The following is a 21,324-nucleotide window of genomic DNA, read 5'->3' as shown; positions in this document are numbered from 1 at the left end:
CTCGAAGACGTGTCCGGGTGAATTCCGGCCGTTCCGAACCGAGTTACTCACCAGTTGTCCCGGTATCACCCACGAAGAAATTCGCGAAAGCGACAGAGAACTCCTGGCGGAACGCGGTGCGGCCACACAAGGCAGTTGGCTGGAATTCTACGTTCCGTGCCTTTTGTGGGCTGCCCGAGCCTTCGCGGCGGGAATCTTCTCCACCCGGCGTTCGTACGGACGTACGGGGCAGAAGGACCTCACGGAGGACGCGCGGCCGGCGAGCGGTCGAACCGGCGTAGACCCGGCGTATCCCGGGCAGTCACCCTTGAGTCGGACACTGGTGGGGAGTTGAAGGTCGTTGGACACGGACGAGCGTCGGGGCACGGCGGCACCGTCGGACACCACGCCCTCGAGATCCGCGGGAGGGGCCTGGCGGTCCGTACCCCCGCAGGCGCCGGCCCCGGAGCCAGGCGCGGCAGGTCCCGCAGCCGCCGCACCCGGGGCCGGGCGGGGAGGGCAGAGGGAGCTGTGGGTGGAGGAACCTGCGGTCCGCCGGAGGATGCCGGACCCGGTGCGCACGGCCGCGGTGCGCGCGGTCATCATCATGTCGCTGACCATCATCCAGGCGGTGGTGGCGTTCCTGTGCACCCTCGCCGGCTCGTGGCTCGCCTTCCCCATGGTGCTCAGCGGGGTGGCGAGCACGGTCGCCGCGACCTGGGCCGTACTGGACGTCTGGGTGACCCGGCAGGTCTGGAACCAGCGGCACGGCGTGGTGTCCGTACCCAGCAGTACCGCGCGCCGGATGCGCCGGGAACGCAGGGCGGCGCGGCGGGCGGACAGGGCGCGGGACCGCCGGGAGGACCGGATACGCCGCCGGGGCGGCGGGCGGCTCTCGCGGGCCTGATGCCCGCGGACCGGCCCGCCCCGGTCCCGGCGGCCTCCGCTAGCGCGGCCCCGAGGCGGGCTCGCCCCGGGCGTCCGTCTTCCCCGGGCGCGTCTCCGTCTCCGGCGCGGGGCGCGTCTCCGTCTCCGGCCGCCTCTCCGTCGCGGGGCGCGCCTCCGTCTCCGAGCGCATCTCCGGGAGTACGGGCGGAGCACCGCCGGCGGTGCTCCGCCTGAACATGCGGGTCGCGGTGATCTCTCCGTGGACGGTCTCACCCTCCGGGTCCTGCTGAGGCAGTCCGGGCCTCAGGTGCTCCTCCACACTGATGTACTTCAGCCCTGCCCTCAGGTCCGCGTCGTTGCGCAGCCGGATCACGAGCGGGAACTCGGCAAGCGCCGTGGTGTCGAACAGGCCGGTGGTGTAGAGGAGTTGGACGCCCAGAGCGTCGGACACCGCGCGCTGGAGCTCCAGCAGGTACGTGGCATTCGCGCGGCCGATGGGGTTGTCGAGGAAGAGCGTGCCCGCGTGCCGGTGCCGGTCGCGGCCCCGGTCGTTGCTCCGCAGCGCCGCCATGGTGCAGTAGAGCGCGATCGCCGCGGTGAGCAGCTGTCCGCCGGAGAACACGTCGCCCATCTGCCCGACCGGGACGCGCTCCGCGCGGAGCACCGCGTCGGGCTTGAGGATCTCGACGGCGACGCCCTTGGGCTGCAGGGCGGCCTGAACACCACGCAGCAGCAGGGACATCCCGTCCCTGCGCAGGTCGGAGTTCTTCTTCAGGGCCGCGTGCGTGGCCTCGTCGATGACCTCGCCGAGGCGCTCGGTGAGGGTGGCCTGGTCGGGCTCCTCGAACCGGATCCGGAGGAACTCCTGCCCGGACCACTCCCCCAGGCCCTCCGGCAGCTGGGAGAGCCGCTGTGCGGAGCGGAGCGTCGTCAGGGCGGATTCGACGAGGCCGCGGAGCCGGTCGACGATGGAGTCGCGGTTCCGCTCCAGCTGGGCGAGCTCGTCGGTGAGCACACGCAGCCGGGGCGCGAAGGCCGACGCCCACTTCTCGGCGTGGTCGGGCAGAGCGGCCGCCGGGAGTTCCCGGATCTGCTGCCGGGCCGGGGTGCGGACCTGTTCGTAGCGCGTGGAGTTGGCGTGCCGGACGAGCACGTCGCTCGCCTCCCGCACGGCGCTCTCGGCGGCCGACAGATCCGTCGCGCAGTCGCGCAGTGAGCGGCGGGCCTCCGCGGCGGAACGCCTGGCCTCCTCCAGGGTTCCGGCGTACGGTCCGGGAGCCTCGGCCTCCTCCTCGGGGCCGTGGTCCCTCAGCAGGTCGCGCAGGAGCGCGGCGGTCTCGTCGAAGCCTCCCGCCGCCTCCTCCGACGCGCGGTGGGCGCGCAGGAGTTCGGCGTGTGCCGCCCGCGCGGTGTCCAGTGCGGCGCCGGCGGAGGCGAGTTCGGCGGTGGCCGTGCGCAGCAGGGTCTGGGCCTGCTCGGCGTCTGCCGGGACCAGAGCCTCGGGGAGCTCCGTGTGACGGGCGGCGTCGTCGGCGGGAGCGAGACGTTCCGCCTCGCCGCGCAGCCGGCCCAACTGCTCGCTGGCCGCGGACGCCCGGGTCTCCAGGAGCTGGACGTGGGACTCCGCTCGGGCCGCGGCAGCCTGGCGCGAGGGCCCGTCGGCACCGTCGGTGCCTTCGAGGAGCTGGGCGGCGCGGGTGCGGACCTTGTTGGTGAGGCGGTCCAGCTCCGCGAGAGCGGCGCTCTCGTCGCTCTCCGCGCGGGCCTGTTCGGCACGGAGGTCGGCTCCGACTCCCACCTTCTCGTAGAGGTGGGACGCGGCACGGTAGGCCTCACGCAGGGCGGGCAGTGAGGCGCGCGCGGCGGCGCCCGGCTCGGGGAGCGTCTCGGGAACCCCGGCGATCTCCGCCCGCTCGGCCCGCAGGGCGCGGGCGGTGCGGTGTGCGTCGTCCGCGGCGCGCTGGGCTGCCCGGCGGTCCTCGTCGGCGGCGCGGGCCCGTTCCAGGCAGGCTGTGGCCCGCTCCTCGGATTCGGCTGCCTCGTCCGTGAGTTCGCGCAGGCGCGCCTGCCAGCCCGCGCGTTCCCGGAGGCGGTGGGCGAGGCCGGCGAGCGCGTCGGCGGCGCGGCGGGCGCGCTGGGCCGCCTCCTGCCGGTCGTCGCGGACCCGTGCGGCGTCCGTGGCCGCCTCGTCGGCCTCGGCGCGTGCCGTACGCGCTTCGGCGAGTGCGGCGTGCGCGGTCTCGGCGGCGGCGCGAGCGGTGCGGGCGGCGTCGCGGAGTTCGGCGAGCACACCGGGCGGGCAGTCCGCGCGCCAGGAGCCGATGCGGGCGGCGAGTGAGCGGTCGGCGGTGAGCCGGGACGCGAGCGTCCTGATGTCCTCGTCGCGGGCGGCGGCCCGCGCTCTGAGCGCCTGCCGTTCCTCGTCGGCGGCGTGTTCGTCGTGCATCGCGGGGTTCGGCGGTACGAGGAACACGCCGCCGGCGTCGGTGCCTTCCCGCGCCGGCACGGGGGCGAGCAGTGCGGCGGCTGTGCCCACCGCCACCGCGGAGCGGGGCAGCAGGGCGGCGGCGGCCAGGACGTCGCGCGCGCGGGTGTGCGCGTCCGGGTCCGTGATGACGACCCCGTCGACGAGTTCGGGCCTGGCGGCCAGGACGGCGGCGTGGTCGGCCGGGTCGACGGCCTGGGCCAGGTAACGCCAGCCGGGCAGCGCGGGGATTCCGTGCTCTCCGAGGTACTCGACGGTGGAGAGTACGTCGGGACCCGGGGGCAGGAGTCCCCCGTCGCCGAGTGCGCCGAGGATGCGGGAGTCGTCCGCAGCGGCGGTCCGCAGGTCGAAGAGCCTGCGTTCGGCGGCGGCGATCCCCTGATCGAGGAGCTCCCGCAGCTCGTCGGCGCTGCCGTCGAACTGCTCCGCGGTCAGGGCCGGGGCGTCATCCGGTGCCGGTTCGTCCCCTGCGGTGCCGTCCGGCCCGGAGGCGGCCCGGCGGGGTCGTGGTACGCCCGCTCCTGACGCCCCGGGCAGACCGAGGAGGTCGGCGAGCCGGGGGTCGGCGGCGATCGACTCCGCAGCCCCGCGTTCGGCGTCGTAGGACTGTTCGGCCGCGTCGGCGGCGTCGGTGGCGCGGGCGGCGGCGAGTTCGGTGCGGCTCTCCGCCGCGGCGGCCTCCCTCGCCCGGTCGGCGGTGGCCCGGGCGGACTCCCGCGCGGTGTCCCACGCGGCGACCGCGGCGGCCTCCGCGTCGTTGGCGGCGAGGGCGGCCCGGGCGGGGTCGGCGTCCGGCGCGGTGTCGTCGAGCCAGCCCGCCCGCACGGCCTCCGCGGTCTCCTGTTCGACCTCGGAGAGACGCTGGCGCAGGTGGCCGGCCTCACTGCGGGCCCGCTGCGCCTCGGTGGCGGCGGCGGTGGCGTCCCGGTGCGCGGTCTCCCCGGTGGTCTGCAGCGTCGCGGAGCGCTCCTCCTCCTCCTCGGCGACCCGCTCCCCCGCCTCGGCGGCCGTGTGAAGCGCCCGTACGAGGTCGGCGGCGGCGGTGGCACGTGCCGCCAGGGCGGGGGCCGCGTCACGTTCCGCCTCCCGGATGGCCACGGCGACGCGGGCCGAGCGGTCGGCCGCGGCCCGGTGCCGGAGTACGGCCTCGGCGGCCTGCCAGGCGGCGTACAGGGTGCGGGCCTCGCCCAGCTCCCGGCGCTGGGCCGCGGCGCTCCGCTCCGCCGCGCCCAGAGCCAGGGAGGCGTGCCGGTAGGCCAGTTCGGCGGCGATGAGGTCGCGGTCCCCGCGGGCGGTCTCTGCCTCGGTGACGGTGTCGGCCGCGGCCATGACCTGATCGGCGAGTTCGGCCGCGCGGCCCCGCTCCTCGGCGGCGCGGCCGGAGAGCCTGCGGGCGAGGGTGCGGGTGCGCCGCTCGGCGCCGGCGTGGATGTCACGGCTGCGGGCCCTGGTCGCCGTCGCCTCGACGATCCGTCCCAGCAGGTCGACCGAGCCGGCGGTGAAGTCCCGTTCGGCGGTGAGCTCGGCACGCCGGCCGAGCTTGTTGCCGAAACCGCTGACGAGATCGGCGAGACCGTCCGTGTCCCGGGTGTCGGTGACGGCGCGCAGCAGCAGGTCGGTGAAGTCGGAGTCCTTCTTCACGGCGAAGAGACCGGCCGCCTCGCCCTCGTCGGCGTTCATCTCCCGCTGGTAGCGGAAGAGTTCGGGGTCGAGCCCGAGGTCGCCGAGGTGCTCGTTCCAGCGGTCGTGGATCTCCTCCCAGTACACGTCCAGGTGCGGGTAGAACTTGCCCGCGTCGGTGAGGGCGTCGCGGAAGCCCTTCATGGTGCGCCGCCTGCCCCTGGCCCCGGAGACGCCTTCGGCGGGCCGGCCCACCGAGGTCGCCTCGGCGACAGGGAGGTTGTCGAGGCTGAGTCCCGGCCCGGGGCGGAAGGAGTACCACGCCTCGGCGAACTTGCGCGGGTCGTTGGAGACCTGGCGCCCACGCCACTCGCTGACCTTGCCGACGACCACGCACTCCCCGGTGAGGGTGTGCTGCCATTCGAGGGCGACGTGTCCGCAGTCGTCGGCGAGCAGGAACTTGCGCAGCACTCCGGAACTGGCGCCGCCCAGGGTGTTGCGGTGTCCCGGCAGCATGACCGAGAAGATCAGCTTGAGCAGGACCGACTTGCCTCCGCCGTTCTCCAGGAACAGCACGCCCGCGGGGGCCGGCCGGCGGGGCGGTCCGGCCGGCTCGTCCTCGAAGAACTCGGCCTGGGCGGGGGCGGGCCTAGGTACCGGTTCGCCCACCCCGCGCAGGTCGAGCACGGTGTCGGCGTAGCGCGCGCCGGCGGGTCCGATGGAGTAGAGGCGGACCCGGGACAACTCGTACATGGCGGCGGACTCTCGTCGTTCAGGCGGTGGGCGGGGAGCTGCGCGGCAGCGGGGCGGGGGCGGGGCTCAGGAGTGGAAGGGGAGTCCCGCGTCGGCGGCGAGCTCCAGCCCCTCGTCGTCGGGCGGTGGCAGCAGGGTGGCCGAGCCGTCCGTGACGGGGACGACGCCGAGGTCCAGCAGTTCGGCCATGGCGGCGCTGCCCGCCATGTCGCGTACCTGGAGCTGGTACCGGGCGGTGGTGCGGTAGGCGCCGCCCGCGTCGTCCCCGGTGCGCTGGAGGAAGCCGGAGTCGGTGAGGAAGGCGACGGCCTTGCCGATGATGCCCGTGGTCGATCCCGCGAGACGCCGGGCGTCCTTGGTGGCTCCGGTGGTGCTGCGCCGGGCGTACACCCGCCAGCCCGATTCCAGGCCGGGGCTGTCGGTGGCCGGGTCGGTGTTGTCGCCCTGCTCGGCGGCACGCTCCTCCAGACGCCGGCACGCCTGCCGGACGAACGCGTCGACGCCGTTGACCGTGATCCGGCCGATGTAGGAGTCGTCGGAGAGATCCTCGGGGCGGGGGAAGGCCAGTGCGGCCACGGCGAGGTGGGCCAGCCCGTGCAGGAAGCGGTCGGCGGAGTCGGAGGACGCGCGCCGGGCGTAGTCGCCCATGCGGACCGCGAACACGGAGTCCTCGGCCGCCGTCACGGCCATCCCCGCGCGGGTGGAGACCTCCAGGACGACGAGTCCGAGGCCGGTGGCGACCGCGTCCGCCAGCCGGGCGAAGGCCGTCTCCTCGCGGTAGCGGCGGAGCAGCTCGGTGTACTCGGTGTCACGGGCGGGCAGCAGCTTGGGCTGCAGCCCGAAGGAGACGAGCCTGGCCGCGTCGGCGGCGTCCGCCGGGGTGACGGAGGCTGGAGCGGCCGGCCGCGCGGCGTCGGCCGCGTGCGTGGGCGACGGGTCGTCCCACGCCTCGGTGTACTCGGCGTGCTGCTCGCTCAACTCGATGACTCCTCGGTAAGGGTGCCGCTCCCGGGCGGCAGGGGGTGTGGGCCGGACGTCGCCGTGCCTTCGGGCCCGGTGGTACGGGGTCTGCGGCCGTGGAGGCTCACGAGGCGTCCTTGCGGTCCGCCGCCATCCCCGCGGCGTCCAGCAGGGCCGTGCCCACTATCAGGTCCGCCCCGCCGAACTCGTGGTCCTCGAGCGGGGTGCCGTCGTCGACCGCGAACAGCAGTCTGCGTTCACCTTGGCGGTAGGCGGTGCCGACCGGCGGGCTCGCCGCGTGCACGGCCAGCAGGGCGACCAGGTAGGGCAGCTCGGGATCTCGTGTGCGCGCCTCGGCGAGGAGCCCGGAGAGCCGGCGGGGGGCGTCGTGCTCCAGGTCGAGGAGCTCCATGGCGCTCGCCAGCTGCTCCTCGCTGAAGCGGCTGTCGTCCGGCGTGGCGATGAGGTCGGGTTCGGGCATCTCCGCGCCGAGGTGGTCGCGTTCCGCCGGGGGCGTCAGAAGCAGGTCCACGAGGTCGCCGAGGCGCACCGAGCCGGGGGTCCGCAGTCCGGTGCCGTGGGTGAAGAAGGCGTCCGTCACCCTGGTGGCCTGCTCGACGGGGAGCGGCAGCAGCGGTGCGACGAGCTGTCCGTACAGGTCGAGGCCCACGCGCGCGGCGGGCGCGGCGAACGCCTGCCGGTCCTGCTCGGCACGGAAGAGAGGGCCCGCCTCCAGCAGCCTGGACTGGAGCTGGGTGTGGCGGCGGATGCAGTCCTTGACGATGTCCACGAGCTCCGCGGCGCGGCGCTTGTTGTCGGGCTCCTCGGCCTCGTCACGGGCCTTGCGGATGTTGGTGAGGATCGCGTTCTCGTGGCGGTAGCGGTCGGCGACGTGGTCCAGCGCCTCGGCGATCATGTCGGGCACGGCGTTGAGCCAGTCGACGGCGCGGACGTTGCGCCGGGTGGCCTCCAGCGTCCGGCGGAGCGTCTCGGCGTACTGCACGGTGCGGTAGCGGGCCTGTTCGGCGGCGAGCTGGGCGTCGGCCAGGCGGCCCCTGCTGATGAGGACCTCCAGCTTCACCTCGGCGGCGATCTGGGCGCTGGTGACGTCCGTGTCCAGGGCTCCGACCAGGACGTTGACGGCCTCGTCGGTGGCACGGAGGTAGACGCTGCCGCCGTGTCCGGGGACCTCCTCGATCAGTTTGAAGTCGTAGTCCCGGCGGACGTAGACGCCGTCGGGCCCGAAGGTGCCGTAGACGGCGCGGAAGCCGCGGTCCACGCTCCCGACGTTGATGAGGTTCTCGAGGACCCAGCGCGCGACCCTCTCGTGCTCCGCGACGGGGCGGCCGGGTGTCTGGGCGGCGACCCTCGGGAGGAGTCTGGCCACTATCTGGTCGTGGTCGGCGCCCGTGTCGAAGTCCATGTTGAGGGTGACGAGGTCGATCGCGGCGAGGGCGACCTCGGCCATCGAGTAGACCGTGTACGCGCCGGCCAGGTTGGCCTTGCGCACGTCGAGGTCGTGCAGCGGGGCCGTGCAGGCGAGCGCGCGCAGCCGACGTGAGAGCCCCTCGTCGGCGGCGGGCCCGGGGGCGGGCCTCGGTCCCGCGCTGAGCTGGGGCGCAGCGATCTCGGTGGCGGCAGGCGAAGTCACGGTGCACAGATTAGGTCCTCGCACCGACAACGGTCGAAACGGCGCAGAAGCGACCGGCCGCGGGGCCGGTGGTCCGCCGCTGCCGGGCGTGCGGGGACCACCGTCGTGGGGCGCCCGTCAGCGTGTCATCCCTCCGTCCGGACGCGTGGGACCGAGCCGCACGGGCGGGGTGTACGGGTCATCGCGTCCAGGGCCTCGCACAGGGCCCGCTCGGCCCGCGCGTCCAGGCGTGCGCTCGTCCCCAGGGCCTGGTGGCCGATCTCCGCGGCCGCGAGCCCGAGCAGTCCCGGCAGCAGGTCGGTGCTGCGTCTGGCCAGCCAGCCGGTCCCCCGGGTGGCCAGCCAGAGGGCGGCGGCGGCCCGGCCGGGCGGCGGCCGGAGCGGTTCGCGTCCGGGCGGGTTCCCGCGGGCGAGGCCGCGTTCGGTGAGGAGCAGGTGGAATCCGGCAGCCAGCTTCCGGTGTCCGCGTTCGGCGGGGTGGAGCCGGTCGGCGCTCCAGAGCGAGCGGTCCTCCGTCCATGCCCGGTCCGAGGCGTGCAGGTGGACGAGGTCGTAGCGGGTGGAGAGGTCGTGGACCACTGCGTTGACCGCCCGCTGCCGCCTGGCCAGGGGCCGGCGCAGCGGTCCGGGGAGGCCCAGAGCCGTGCCGGGGTCGGGCAGGCACGCCGTCAGGAGCACCGCGCCGCCGCCCGAGAGCAGGGCGCACACCTCCTCGAGACGGCCGGCCAGCCGGCGGATGTCGAAGGAGTGGCGCAGGGTGTCGTTGACGCCGACGACCACGGAGGCGAGGTCCGGCCGGAACGCCGCCGCGGCGGCGGCCTGGCGTTCGTGGACGTCCTTGGAGAGCGCCCCGGCGACGGCGAGGTTCCGGAAGTCCACCACCCGGCCCGGCTCGGCGAGGCCCTCGGCGAGCAGGGCCGCCCAGCCGCGCCAGCCGCCCGGGACGGGGTCGCCGATGCCCTCGGTGAGCGAGTCGCCGAGGGCGGCGAACCGCAGGACGGCGCGGGGGGCCGCGACGCTTCCCGGGCCGTTCGCCGGTGCGCCCGGCGGGTGCGTCCCAAGAGACGTGACGGGCGCCGGCACACCGGCGGACCCGGACGTGGGGAGCCCGGACAGCGCGGCCCCGGTCATGGCGTCACCCCGAGGGCGTCCCGGCGCAGCGGAGCGTCGTGGGCAGCCAGGAACGCGGCCACCGACCGGTCCCAGCCGAAGAGTCCGGCCCTGGCCCGCGCCGCCGCCCGGCGCTCCTCCTGCGGCCTGCCGAGCAGTTCGCGCAGCGCGGCGGCGAACGCCTGGCCGGTGTCGGCGGCGGTGAGGCCGCCTGGTCCCACCACCTCGGCGAGTGCGGACGAGGCGCTCGCCACGACGGGTGTTCCGCAGGCGAGGGCCTCCAGGGCGGACAGTCCGAACGTCTCCGCAGGTCCGGGTGCCAGGCAGAGGTCGGCGCCGGCGTGGAGGCGGGCCAGGTGGTCGCGGTCGCGTACATGGCCGAGGAACTCCACGGGAAGCCGTTCCATCCGCGCCCTGCGCTCCAGATCGGTGCGCAGCGGACCGTCCCCGGCCACCAGGAGCACCGCTCGTACGCCACTGAGCCTCAGTGCGGCCAGGGCGTCGAGCGCCCGGCCCGGACGTTTCTCCACGGAGAGCCGGGAACCGAGCAGCAGCAGGACGTCCTCACCGCGCAGATGCCGGGCGCGCAGGGCGGCACTGCGCAGTTCCGGGCGGAAGCGCCTGAGATCGACCCCGAGCGGAGCGCGCACCACGTTGCGCGCGCCGATACGGACGAACTCGCGTTCCGCCCATTCCGTGGTGCAGACGATCCGTGTGTAGGCGTGGGCGCTTCGCGCGTTGAGCCGGTCGGCGGTCCAGCCCGCCGCGGTGCGTGGCACGCCCCAGGTGCGGAGCACCCCGTCGGCCGTCTCGTGGGACACCATGACGGCGGGGACGCGGGCGCGGCGGGCCCACTCCCCCGTCCAGCGCAGGGTGGTGCGGTCCGACACCTCGAGGCGGTCAGGGCGCAGGTCTTCGAGGAGGCGGCGCAGCCGTGCCCTGTCCGCGAGCACCCGGTAGCCGCCGGTGCCCGGCAGCTCGGGACCCGGCAGGGTGATCACCCTGCCCTGGGGGGTGTGGGTGTCACCGGCGGTGGCACCGGGCACGACGAGCACCGGCTCGTGCCCGGCGGCGCGATAGCCGCGTCCTAGCGCGTCCAGGGCGGTGCGCAGTCCCCCCGAGGCCGGCGTCACGAAGTTGGCCAGCCGTACGATCCTCAGCCCGTCGGGGCGGTGCGCGGTCACGCCGCCACCGCCGTCCGGCCGCCGAGCACCTCGTCGTAGTGGCCGAGCAGCTGGTCCCCGACCGCCGTCCAGGTGCGGCCCTCGACCGCGGCACGCCCGGTCCTTCCGAATGCCCCGGCCCGCGCGGGGTCGGCGACGAGGGAGGCGACGGCGTCCCGCACGGCGTCCGCGTCGTGGGGTGGCACCAGCAGCCCGGTGCTTCCGTGGGCGACGAGGTCGAGGGGTCCTCCTGCCGCGGGCGCGACGACCGGGACACCCGACGCCATGGCTTCCTGGACGGTCTGGCAGAAGGTCTCGTAGGGGCCCGTGTGCACGAAGACGTCCAGTGAGGCGAAGAAGCGGGCGAGGTCCTCCCCGGTGCGCCGGCCCAGGAAGACTGCGCCGGGCAGCGCGGAGCGGAGTGACGTCCCGCTCGGGCCGTCACCCACGACGACGACGCGGACCCCGGGCAGCGAGCAGGCTCCGGCGAGGAGTTCCACGTGTTTCTCGGGGGCGAGACGGCCCGCGTATCCGATGATCCTCTCCCCGCCGGGGGCGAGGGCGCGGCGCAGCGCCTCGTCGCGCAGACCGGGACGGAAGCGTTCGGTGTCGACTCCACGGGGCCAGAGACGCACGCGGGGCACCCCGTGGTCGGTGAGGTCGCGCAGCGCCGCCGAGGAGGGCGCGAGGGTGCGGTCCGCCGCGCTGTGCACGGCGCGCATGCGCCGCCAGGCGGTGTTCTCGCCGGCCCCCAGGTAGGTGCGGGCGTAGCCGGCCAGATCGGTCTGGTAGACGGCGACGGCCGGGAGACCCAGCCGGGCGGCGACGGCCATGCCGCGCACTCCGAGGACGAACGGCCCGGCCAGGTGGACGAGTTCGGCCCGGTGCGCGGTCAGAGCGGCCGCCAGCCGTCTGCCGGGCAGGGCGACACGGACCTGCGGGTAGCCGGGGAGGGGCAGCGAGGGGACGCGTACGACGGGGCAGGGGTCGCCGGGGTACGCGGGGTCGGAGGAGCCCGTCGGCCCGGCCGGGGCTATGACGAGCGGTCGGTGTCCGCGGGCGGCGAGGTGCCGGGCGGTCTGCAGGGTGCAGTGGGCCACACCGTTGATGTCGGGCGGGAAGGACTCGGTGACGATGACGACACGCATAGGGGTGTTGTGGCCCCGCGGGGCGTGTCCCCGCCGACTTGGATCTGTCCACCCGGGGAACGGCTTATGAGCGTTTGCGCCGCGCGCCCCCGGCGCGCGGCATCAGAGGTTCCGTGAGCCCCCCGTGCCCCCGCTCAGAGGGCCGGCGCGTCCGGTCCGATCCTGCTGCGGACGGCGGTCTGGACCTCCGCCTCCTCGGCGGGATCCGCGGCGAGCCGCCTGAGCCGCTCGGCGACCCTGATGTCACCTGTCTCCGCGTGGCGCGCGGCCAGTTCACGGGTGGACTCCTCACAGTCCCACAGGCACTCGACGGCGAACCCGCTGGCGAAGGACGGGTCGGTCACGGCGAGCGCCTGCGCCGCCCTGCCGCGCAGGTGCGAGGAGGACGTCTCCCTGTACACATGGCGCAGTACGGGCGCGGCGCAGGCGATGCCCAGGCGCCCGGTGCCGTCGACGAGGGTCCACAGCCGCGGCGCGTCGGGGCCCTCACCGCGGACGGCCTCCCGCAGCGCCGCCAGCACCAGCGGCGCGTCCTGGACGGCGCCCCGGCAGGCCAGCACCCCGGCGGCGGACGCCCCCAGGGCGTCGGGCCTGAGTGCCCAGCGCCGGGCGCGGGCGACGGCCGCTTCGCCGCACATGCGCTCGAAGGCGGCGACGGCGGCGTCGGCGACGGTCCGGGAGGTGCCGGCGACGGCCTCCTCGACGAGGTCGAGCACGGCGGCGTCCTGGACCTCCGCCAGGTAGTGGAGAGCCGCGCAGCGCGCACCCTCGGGGCCGCTGCGGGCGGCCTGGACGATCACGGGCCGGTCCTCGGCCGCGGCGACCGCGGAGAGGCAGCGGGCGGCGGGGACGTGGAGCGCGCTGCCGCGCTCCAGACCTTCCTGGGCCCAGTCGAACACGGCCTGGACGCTCCAGCCGGGCCGAGGTCCGCCCGGCCGCATCTGGCGTTGCCAGCGGTCGAAGGAGCCCTGTTCCGTCGCGGCGCGCACCCGCGCCCCCACGGACTGGCGAGGATCGTCGGCCCACAGCCGCCAGGGCCGGGGCTCGAAGGCGTCGCGCGCCGCGGCGGCGAGCCGGGCGGTGCCTTCCGCGGTCGCCGGGAAACGGGCGAGCACCGGCTCGGCCAGCGCCCGCAGACCGGCGTCGTCGTCGCGAAGCGCCAGTTCGTCGAGCGCCCAGGCCCAGTTGGATCCGGTCGCGGCGTACCGGCGCAGCAGGACGAGGGCGTCGTCCCGCCCGTAGGACGCGAGGTGTCCGAGCACCGCGAGTGCGAGGCCGGTGCGCGAGTCGTCGGTGTCGAGCAGGTCCTCGGGATCCTGGAGGTGGCGCTCGATCTCCGTGAGGTCGCCGTCGAGGTCGAGGTAGAGGCGCGCGTAGTAGAGGGAGCGGTTCTCCACCTGCCAGTCATGACGCGGATCGCTGAGCACGCAGTGGTTGAGCGCGGTCAGGGCCTCGGAGCGCGGGGCGGCCAGCGCGTGGAGCGTGCCGTCGCCGCGGCCCCTCTGCAGCAGGCCGAGGAGCGTGCCGCTCGGCGCTATGAACGGATCGAACATGGGGAAAGCCTCACATCAAGCTGTCGACGCGACCGGGACTGTGCTGTTCCATGTGCCGGGGAGGGATCCCCTAGCCCGCGCAGCGACATGATCGGCCGATCGTCGTCTTCTGCCTGGTGCTCATCTTCCCCTGCCTCTCGTCGGTGGCCCGGAACGGACCCGCGACGTCATGATGACCCAGCCATTTCGCCGACGCGACCACATTTACGGCGCATCGGCGGGCCCGCGCCCCGGAGTGCGTCTCAGCGCGCACCGAAGAGATCCAGCAGGTCGTCCTTGCCGAACATGCGCGCGGTGTCCACTGCGGACGGGGTTCCGGCCGCCGGGTCGGCCCCTGCGGCGAGCAGGGCGTCGATCACCTCGCGTTCCCCCTTGAAGACAGCTCCGGCCAAGGGAGTCTGCCCACGGTCGTTGGGACGCCCCGGGTCGGCCCCGCGTTTCGCGAGGGCGGTGACGGCCTCGGCGTGCCCGTGGTAGGCGGCGAGCATCAGCAGGGAGTCACCCCGGTCGTTGCTGAGGTCGGCGGGGACGCCCGCGTCGACGTAGGCGGCGAGCGCGTCGGCGTCTCCGCTCCGCGCCAGGCCGAAGACCTTGGTCGCCAGCTCGACCACCTCGGGGTCGGGGGTTTCGCTCATCCGGACGGACCGCCTTCCGTTGCTGTGGCCGCCGTTACGGGCCTGGTGGGGCCGTACGGCGGGGGCCGTACGGGTGAATCGACAGATTACTGCTCCGGGACGTCCGCCATCCTGCCCGCCGGCGGCGGAAGATCACGCCCCGGCCGCCGCTTTCCGCCCGGCCCCGGCCTTCGGACGCCGGCGAGGCGCGCGGAGCGGGGCTCCTCGCCCGCCGACCGGGTGAAATGAAGACTTATTGACCCACTTGCACCTTTTATCGTATTGATACATCTTGTGATCCTGGAAGTACTCATGGTGACTGCCCCCTCAACCAGGAGAACCGCTCATGATCCTCTCCATCTCAGGCGTGGTACTGCTCGGCATCATCGCCTTCCTGTTCTTCAAGAAGGACGGGCTGAAGGCCTCGCACGGCCTCATCTGCGCGCTGTTCGGCTTCTACCTGGCCGGCACCGCAATCGCCCCGAGCATCACCGCGGGCGGGGCGAGCCTCGCCAGCATGCTCGGCGGAATCAAGTTCTGACGCCCCGAAACCGCTCCCACCACTTCAGGAGACCGACGTGGCCCGGCGACCACTCCCCCGCATTCTGAGCAGCGGCAGCGCTTCGATCACCCGCGGTCGGGAGATCGCGCGAACGGCCGCCGACAACGCCACCGACGTCCTCCATCCGCTGATCACGGTCACCCGTGGCCTGCGGCTGCTGGCGGGAGCAGGGCGGCAGAGGTGGGCCGCGACGCCCAGGGAACGGCGCGGACACGTGCTGTTCCTCGTCGCGGCCTGCGTACTGGCGGTGGCACTCATCCCGTACGGGCCGCTGCTGGCGCTCGTCTCGGTGATGGGCGCCGCCGCTTGGCGGGGGCGTGACCGCACTCCCGCGAAGACCGGCCCGGACGAGTCGGAGGCGGCACGGCTGCGGGCCCTGTACGAGGCACTGGTCCCGCACTTCTCCACGGCCGACGACCCCGGTCCGCTGTTCTCCCACGGCGGCGACTGGGAGAAGGCGTTCGGTACCTCCTACGCCTTCGACGGCAACGGACGCCTGACCCGGCTCCAGGTGGACTACCCGGCCTACTTCACCGACGGCGACCCCGTCGCCCGTGCCCGCGTGGAGCAGGTGCTGCACGCGAAGTCCGGCCGGGGCCGCGAGTACCGCTTCGACTGGGACGAGGAGGCCAACCACCTCCTGATGACCGTGCTTGCCGCGCTGCCCACCACCGTCGCCGCCCAGCGCTTCGTCACCGCTCCCGGCGAGACCGTGCTGGGATTCACCGACGCCGACGCCGTCCGGCGCACCGTCCCCGTCCAGGACGGTGACGCCACCCGTGACGCCTCCCCGGTGATCTGGCGGACGGGCGCCCGCTCGGCCGAGCCCCACCTCCTGATCGCCGGCCACCCCGGCAGCGGCGTCTCGACCCTGATGCGCTCACTCGCCCTGCAGGCGCTCCAGCACGGCGACGTGCTCGTCGTGGAGGGCGGCGGCACCGGCGAGTACGGCTTCCTGTCCGGCCGTGACGGCGTGTTCGCCGTGGAGTGCGGGCTGTCCGGGGCACTGGCCACCCTCGAGTGGGCCGCGCGCGAGACCGAACGCCGGCTCATCGCCGCGAACCGGGCGCGCCAGGCGGGCCATCCCGAACCCGAGGACATCAGGCGCCCCCTCTGGATCCTGCTGGACCGGCCCGGCACCCTGGGGCACCTGGCGGCGGCCGACGGCCGCCAGGACCCGCAGGAACTGCTCGAGATCCCGCTCCGGCACGGCCGTGCGGCGGGGGTGACCGTCGTGGTCGCGGACCAGCTCGACAACCTGGACTCCCTCACCGACGCCGTGCGGACCCACACCCGGGCCAGGGTCGTCCTGGGCCCGGCCGACCCCGCTCAGATCGAATCGGTCCTGGGCACCCCGCCGCACACCACACCCACCGCCGACGTCCCGCCCGGGCGTGGTTACGCGCGGCTGGGCACCGGGGAGGTCCTGCGGCTCCAGGTGCCGGCCACCCCGGACCCGTACGACGAGGCCACGAGCGAGTCCGAACGGCAGGCGGTGCTGAGCCTGCTGCCCGGCGGGACACCCGCCGACCGGACGCCGGTACCGGAGAGCGCCGCCGAACCCGCGCCCCTGCACAAGGAGCAGCTGATCGGCGCCCCGGTCGCCGCGGAGGGCTGACGCCCCGGCCCGTGTGGCCGCAGCCTCATGCGGGAGAGCCCCGGACCGCCCGGTCCGGGGCTCTCCCGCGTCCGGGGCGTCAGGCGACGAACGTCCGGGGTGCCTCGGCGCCGGTGCTCGCGCCCGAGCCGACCATCTCGGCCGCGGCGGCGAGCCGCACGGCGGCCTCGTCCGCCACCGGGCCGCCGACGGTGAACGGGAGCCTCACATAGCCCTCGAAGGCCCCGTCCACCCCGAAGCGGGGCCCCGACGGGACACGCACACCGGCTCGTTCGCCCGCGACGGCGAGCCGGGATCCGGAGAGCCCGCCGGTCCTCACCCAGAGGGTCAGGCCCCCTCGCGGGACCTCGAACTCCCACGCGGGCAGTTCCCTGCGCAGGGCGCGCACAAGATCATCCCGGTTCTCCCGTGCCTGCTCCCGGCGGATCTCCACCGCCTCCTCCCAGCCACCGGACCGCAGCAGCCAGTTGATGGCCAGCTGCTCCAGCACGGGCGTACCCATGTCCGCGTACGCGCGGGCCGCGACCAGGCTGCGGATCACGTCGGGTGCCGCCCGGACCCACCCGATGCGCATGCCGGCCCAGAACGCCTTGCTGGCCGATCCGACGGTCAGCACCGTGCTGCCCGCGGGGTCGAAGGCGCAGACCCGGCGCGGCATGCTGACGTCCGGGTCCAGGTGGAGTTCGTGCATCGTCTCGTCCACGACCAGGACGGTGCCCGCCGACCTCGCCGCCTCCACCAGGGCACGGCGCCGCTGCTCGTCGGCGAGCGCCCCGGTGGGGTTGTGGAAGTCCGCGACGACGTACGCCAGCCTCGGCGCGGCGTCCCTGAACACCTGCCGCCAGCGGTTCATGTCCCAGCCGCCGAGGCCCTCCTCCATCGCCACGGGCACGAGCCTGGCGCCGGCCTCCCTCATGAGCTGGAGGATGTTGGCGTAGCTGGGGGACTCCACGGCGATGCGCTCGCCACGGCCGGCGAAGAGGTGGCAGATGGCGTCGATGGCCCCCATGGCCCCCGTGGTGACCATGATCTGTTCGGGCATCGTCGGGATGCCCTGCCCGGTGTACCGGTCCGCGATCATCTGGCGCAGGGCGGGAAGGCCCGCCGGGTAGTCGCCGTGGGTGTGGGCGTAGGGGGGCAGCTCCTCCAGGGCGCCCTGCACGGCGCGTGTCAGCCACGGTTCGGGGGCGGGCAGCGAGGCGCACCCCAGGTCGATCAGCGAGCCGAGCGACTCCGGCGGCAGCGGTTCCAGTCCGCGGGCGGGGAGCGGGTTGCCGGCGGGCACCGCGGTCCAGCTGCCCGCCCCGCGGCGGGACTCGAGGAACCCCTCGGCCCGCAGGGCCTCGTAGGCGGCGGCCACGGTGGTCCGGCTGACGGACAGGGCCAGGGCGAGCTCGCGTTCGGCGGGCAGTCGCGCGGCCACCGGGACCCGGCCCTCCAGGACGAGCAGGCGTACCCCGTCGGCGAGGGCGCGGTAGGCGGGCGGCTTGCGGACGCCCGGCGGCAGCGGACGCGCCTGCTGGCCCTGGAGCTGGCGGGCGAGCTGGGCCGCGCCGACGGTCGAAGTCCACTGCGCCATGGAAATCAGTCCACCTTCCTCGGATTGGCCATAGTTGGCAGCCAATCCCCTGCCACAGAGTGGCATGTGGCAGTCCACCACCACCACCTCGGGGGAACCACGTGTCCGACATCACCGCCCGACGCGGCACCCGCCTCACCCGGCGCCTGACCCATCTGTACGTGGGGCTGGCGCTGTACGGCGCGAGCTCGGCGCTCCTGGTGAGGGCGGGCCTCGGCCTCGAACCCTGGGGGGTGTTGCACCAGGGCGTGTCCGAGCGGACCGGGATCTCGATCGGCGTCGTGTCGATCGCGGTCGGGGCGGTGGTCCTGCTGCTGTGGATCCCCCTGCGGCAGCGCCCGGGGCTGGGCACCGTCTCCAACGTGTTCGCCGTCGGGATCGCGATGGACGCCGTACTGGCCGTGGTCCCGGACGCGCAGGGCCTCCCGGCGAGGATCGGCCTCATGACCGCGGGAATCGCACTGAACGGCGTCGCCACCGGCCTGTACATCTCGGCACGGTTCGGCCCGGGCCCGCGCGACGGGCTGATGACGGGTCTGAACCGGCTCACCGGGCGTTCCGTCCGGATGGTCCGTACGGCGATCGAGGTGGCGGTGGTCCTCACCGGCTTCCTGCTCGGCGGTTCGCTCGGCGTCGGCACGGTGCTGTACGCCCTGGCCATCGGTCCGCTCGCGCAGTACTTCCTGCGCCTCTTCGACCTCCCCTCGCCCGACGCCCGCACCTCACCCGTTGCCGGGGGGTCACCCCGGGAGGCGATACTTCCGCGGTGACCGCAGAGACCTCGGGACGCCATCCCTATCTGGACCATCCGTCGACGCTCGCCTTCGCCCACCGGGGCGGGGCGGCGGACGGGCTGGAGAACACCGCGGCAGCATTCCGCCGCGCGGCGGAGGCCGGCTACCGCTACTTCGAGACCGATGTGCACGCGACCGCCGACGGCCGTCTGGTCGCCTTCCACGACGCGACCCTGGACCGGGTGACGGACTCCCGGGGCCGGATCGCCGACCTGCCGTGGAGCGAGGTGAGCGGGGCGCGGGTGGCCGGGAGTGAACCGCTGCCGCTCTTCGAGGAACTGCTGGAGGAGTTCCCCGACGCCCGCTGGAACGTGGACATCAAGGCGGAGCCCGCCCTGGAACCGCTCATCGGCCTGATCCGCAGGACGGGCGCCTGGGACCGGGTGTGCGTCGGATCCTTCTCCGAGGCCCGCGTCGCCCGGGCCCACCGGCTCGCCGGACCGCGTCTCGCCACGTCGTACGGGGTGCGCGGGGTGCTCGGCCTGCGGCTTCGCTCCTGGGGCATACCGGCGGCCCTTCGGGCGGGGGCGGTCTGCGCCCAGGTGCCGGAGCGCCAGAACGGTATCCGTGTCGTCGACCGCGGATTCGTCCGCACGGCGCACGCGCGCGGTCTCCAGGTCCATGTCTGGACGGTCAACGAACCGGACCGGATGGCGGCTCTCCTGGATCTCGGGGTGGATGGCATCATGACCGATCACATCGGGACGCTGCGCACGGTGCTGAGCGAGCGGGGGGCATGGGCCTGACGCCGGTACCTGCCGGGGCCGTACGGGACGGACGAGGGGGCGCGACGTGAGCACCGGTACCGCGGGAACGGCGGATCCGGCCGGAGGGCCGGCCGAGGCGGTCGCACGCAGACGCGAGCAACGCGGCTGGTACTTCTACGACTTCGCGTGTTCCGTCTACTCCACCAGCGTGCTCACCGTCTTCCTCGGCCCGTATCTGACCTCCATCGCCAAGGCGGCCGCGGACCCGGACGGTTTCGTCCACCCGCTGGGCATACCCGTGCGGGCGGGCTCGCTCTTCGCGTACGCGGTGTCGGTGTCGATCGTCGTGGCGGTGATCGTGATGCCGGTCGCGGGCGCGGCCGCGGACCGGACGGGGCGCAAGAAGCCCCTGCTCGCCGCGGCGGCGTACACCGGCGCGGCGGCGACGGCGTGCATGTTCTTCCTGGACGGCCACCGCTACCTGCTGGGCGCCTTCCTGCTGATCGTGGCGAACGCCTCCATCTCGGTGTCGATGGCGATCTACAACGCGTACCTGCCCCAGATCTCCACCCCCCAGGAACGCGACGCGGTGTCCTCACGCGGCTGGGCCTTCGGGTACACCTCGGGTGCCCTCGTGCTCGTCGTCGACCTGGTCCTCTACACCGGGCACGACTCCTTCGGGCTCTCCGAGTCGGACGCGGTCCGGATCTGCATCGCCTCGGCGGGGGTGTGGTGGGGCGCCTTCACCCTCGTACCGCTCAGCCGGCTGCGGGACCGCCCCGTGGTGGCGGGAGGCGACGGCGCGGTCGGGTCCGGCTGGCGGCAGCTGCGGGCGACGCTGCGCGACATGCGCCGGCATCCCCTCACCCTGGCCTTCCTGCTCGCCTACCTCGTCTACAACGACGGCATCCAGACCGTGATCTCCCAGGCCTCGCTCTACGGCTCCGAGGAGCTCGGGCTCGACCAGACGACGCTGATCACCGCGGTACTGCTCGTACAGGTGCTCGCCGTGGGCGGAGCCCTGGGCATGGGGCGGCTCGCCCGGAGCCACGGCGCGAAGCGCACGATTCTCGCGTCACTGGGAGTCTGGACGCTGATCCTCGCCGCGGCGTACGTGCTGCCCGCGGACGCGCCGGTGTTCTTCTACACCCTCGCGGCCGCGATCGGGCTCGTGATGGGGGGCAGCCAGGCCCTCTCCAGGTCACTGTTCTCGCATCTGGTGCCGCGCGGGAAGGAGGCCGAGTACTTCTCCGCGTACGAGATGAGCGACCGGGGACTCAGCTGGCTGGGGCCGCTGGTCTTCGGGCTCGGCTACCAGCTCACGGGCAGTTACCGGGACGCGATCCTGTCCCTGGTCCTCTTCTTCGCGGTCGGTTCGCTGCTGCTGGCGAGGGTTCCCGTGCGGGCGGCCGTGGCCGACGCGGGCAATCCCGTTCCGGAGCGGATTTAGACGTTGAAGTGAAAGGCCGGTAGTGTACGCCTTTGGCCTGCCCGGAGGACCGTTACTGCCGATGGAGAAGTAGAACCGCCGGGTGACAACTTCGACCAGAGGTGACAAACCGGGCACCGGTGGGTACCAGACCCAGACCAAGCAGCGGCACGACGGGCGACGCATGACCGGCAACGGGAATCTTTACCGCCGACCGGACGTTGACCGGATGACGACGACAGCGACACCTGTCCTGTGGGCGACAAGCCCGGGAGGCACGATTCATGAGTGAGCGAGCTCTCCGCGGCACGCGACTTGTGGTTACCAGCTACGAGACGGACCGCGGCATCGATCTGGCCCCGCGCCAGGCGGTGGAGTACGCATGCCCGAACGACCATCGATTTGAGATGCCGTTCTCGGTAGAGGCGGAGATTCCGCCGGAGTGGGAGTGCAAGGCGTGCGGCGCCACGGCACTCCTGGTGGACGGGGACGGCCCCGAGGAGAAGAAGGGCAAGCCCGCGCGCACGCACTGGGACATGCTCATGGAGCGGCGTACCCGCGAGGAGCTGGAGGAGGTGCTGGCCGAGAGGCTGGCGGTCCTTCGTTCCGGTGCCATGAACATCGCCGTGCATCCGCGGGACAGCAGGAAGTCCGCCTGACCGCGTAACACCGCACGGATCAAGAGCCGCGGGCCGCGACACAGTACCTGTGT

The 21,324-nt window shown here is 74.0% G+C and carries 16 protein-coding genes; 7 read left to right on the top strand and 9 right to left on the bottom strand.

What is annotated here, in order from left to right; all coding sequences use genetic code 11:
- Nucleotides 1–340: 340 nt before the first annotated feature.
- Nucleotides 341–886, top strand: coding sequence for a hypothetical protein (locus ACFXOA_RS29850; protein ID WP_385034881.1), 546 nt, complete (start codon nt 341–343; stop codon nt 884–886).
- Nucleotides 887–925: 39 nt separating this feature from the next.
- Here the strand turns inward: ACFXOA_RS29850 and ACFXOA_RS29845 are convergent, their stop codons facing one another.
- From ACFXOA_RS29845 to ACFXOA_RS29810, 8 genes are all read right to left on the bottom strand, one after another.
- The gene (locus ACFXOA_RS29845; RefSeq protein ID WP_385034879.1) at nt 926–5,725 is read right to left on the bottom strand and encodes a hypothetical protein; all 4,800 of its coding nucleotides are present in this window, start codon (nt 5,723–5,725) and stop codon (nt 926–928) included.
- Nucleotides 5,726–5,791: 66 nt separating this feature from the next.
- Nucleotides 5,792–6,703: a hypothetical protein gene (locus tag ACFXOA_RS29840; protein ID WP_385034878.1), complete on the bottom strand. Its 912-nt coding sequence runs from the start codon at nt 6,701–6,703 to the stop codon at nt 5,792–5,794.
- Nucleotides 6,704–6,809: 106 nt separating this feature from the next.
- Nucleotides 6,810–8,336 (bottom strand): hypothetical protein, encoded by a 1,527-nt coding sequence (locus tag ACFXOA_RS29835; protein ID WP_385034876.1) that lies wholly within the window; start codon nt 8,334–8,336, stop codon nt 6,810–6,812.
- A gap of 125 nt (nt 8,337–8,461) precedes the next feature.
- Nucleotides 8,462–9,466, bottom strand: coding sequence for an SGNH/GDSL hydrolase family protein (locus tag ACFXOA_RS29830; RefSeq protein WP_385034874.1), 1,005 nt, complete (start codon nt 9,464–9,466; stop codon nt 8,462–8,464).
- Nucleotides 9,463–10,629 (bottom strand): glycosyltransferase, encoded by a 1,167-nt coding sequence (locus tag ACFXOA_RS29825; protein WP_385034872.1) that lies wholly within the window; start codon nt 10,627–10,629, stop codon nt 9,463–9,465. Before ACFXOA_RS29825 ends, ACFXOA_RS29830 begins: the two co-directional genes overlap by 4 nt.
- Nucleotides 10,626–11,756, bottom strand: coding sequence for a glycosyltransferase family 4 protein (locus tag ACFXOA_RS29820; RefSeq protein ID WP_385034870.1), 1,131 nt, complete (start codon nt 11,754–11,756; stop codon nt 10,626–10,628). The genes ACFXOA_RS29825 and ACFXOA_RS29820 overlap by 4 nt, the downstream gene beginning before the upstream one ends.
- Nucleotides 11,757–11,890: 134 nt before the next feature.
- Nucleotides 11,891–13,309, bottom strand: a complete 1,419-nt coding sequence (locus ACFXOA_RS29815) for a HEAT repeat domain-containing protein (protein WP_385034868.1) — start codon at nt 13,307–13,309, stop codon at nt 11,891–11,893.
- 242 nt (nt 13,310–13,551) lie between these two features.
- Nucleotides 13,552–13,944 carry an ankyrin repeat domain-containing protein gene (locus tag ACFXOA_RS29810; RefSeq protein WP_385034866.1) on the bottom strand — a complete coding sequence of 131 codons (393 nt, stop codon included), beginning with the start codon at nt 13,942–13,944 and terminating at the stop codon, nt 13,552–13,554.
- A gap of 325 nt (nt 13,945–14,269) precedes the next feature.
- Here ACFXOA_RS29810 and ACFXOA_RS29805 point away from each other — a divergent pair, with 325 nt between their 5' ends.
- Nucleotides 14,270–14,464, top strand: coding sequence for a hypothetical protein (locus ACFXOA_RS29805; RefSeq protein ID WP_056787333.1), 195 nt, complete (start codon nt 14,270–14,272; stop codon nt 14,462–14,464).
- Between the two features lie 37 nt (nt 14,465–14,501).
- Nucleotides 14,502–16,103 carry a hypothetical protein gene (locus ACFXOA_RS29800; protein WP_385034864.1) on the top strand — a complete coding sequence of 534 codons (1,602 nt, stop codon included), beginning with the start codon at nt 14,502–14,504 and terminating at the stop codon, nt 16,101–16,103.
- A 79-nt stretch (nt 16,104–16,182) separates the two neighbouring features.
- Here the strand turns inward: ACFXOA_RS29800 and ACFXOA_RS29795 are convergent, their stop codons facing one another.
- Entirely contained in the window at nt 16,183–17,682 is a 1,500-nt protein-coding gene (locus ACFXOA_RS29795; RefSeq protein WP_385034862.1) for a PLP-dependent aminotransferase family protein, read from the bottom strand.
- 101 nt (nt 17,683–17,783) lie between these two features.
- Here ACFXOA_RS29795 and ACFXOA_RS29790 point away from each other — a divergent pair, with 101 nt between their 5' ends.
- The 4 genes from ACFXOA_RS29790 (at nt 17,784) to ACFXOA_RS29775 (ending at nt 21,271) form a co-directional block, all read left to right on the top strand.
- Nucleotides 17,784–18,452, top strand: a complete 669-nt coding sequence (locus ACFXOA_RS29790) for a YitT family protein (protein ID WP_385034860.1) — start codon at nt 17,784–17,786, stop codon at nt 18,450–18,452.
- Nucleotides 18,449–19,222, top strand: coding sequence for a glycerophosphodiester phosphodiesterase family protein (locus tag ACFXOA_RS29785; RefSeq protein WP_385034858.1), 774 nt, complete (start codon nt 18,449–18,451; stop codon nt 19,220–19,222). The genes ACFXOA_RS29790 and ACFXOA_RS29785 overlap by 4 nt, the downstream gene beginning before the upstream one ends.
- Nucleotides 19,223–19,268: 46 nt before the next feature.
- The gene (locus tag ACFXOA_RS29780) at nt 19,269–20,633 is read left to right on the top strand and encodes an MFS transporter (RefSeq protein ID WP_385034856.1); all 1,365 of its coding nucleotides are present in this window, start codon (nt 19,269–19,271) and stop codon (nt 20,631–20,633) included.
- 263 nt (nt 20,634–20,896) lie between these two features.
- Nucleotides 20,897–21,271: an RNA polymerase-binding protein RbpA gene (locus ACFXOA_RS29775; protein ID WP_362555327.1), complete on the top strand. Its 375-nt coding sequence runs from the start codon at nt 20,897–20,899 to the stop codon at nt 21,269–21,271.
- Nucleotides 21,272–21,324 lie beyond the last annotated feature (53 nt).

The sequence above is a fragment of the Streptomyces sp. NPDC059166 genome, assembly GCF_042755185.1.
GTDB lineage: Bacteria > Actinomycetota > Actinomycetes > Streptomycetales > Streptomycetaceae > Streptomyces.
Note: the sequence above shows the minus strand (reverse complement) of the source record. Positions and strands in the feature narration are given on the sequence as shown.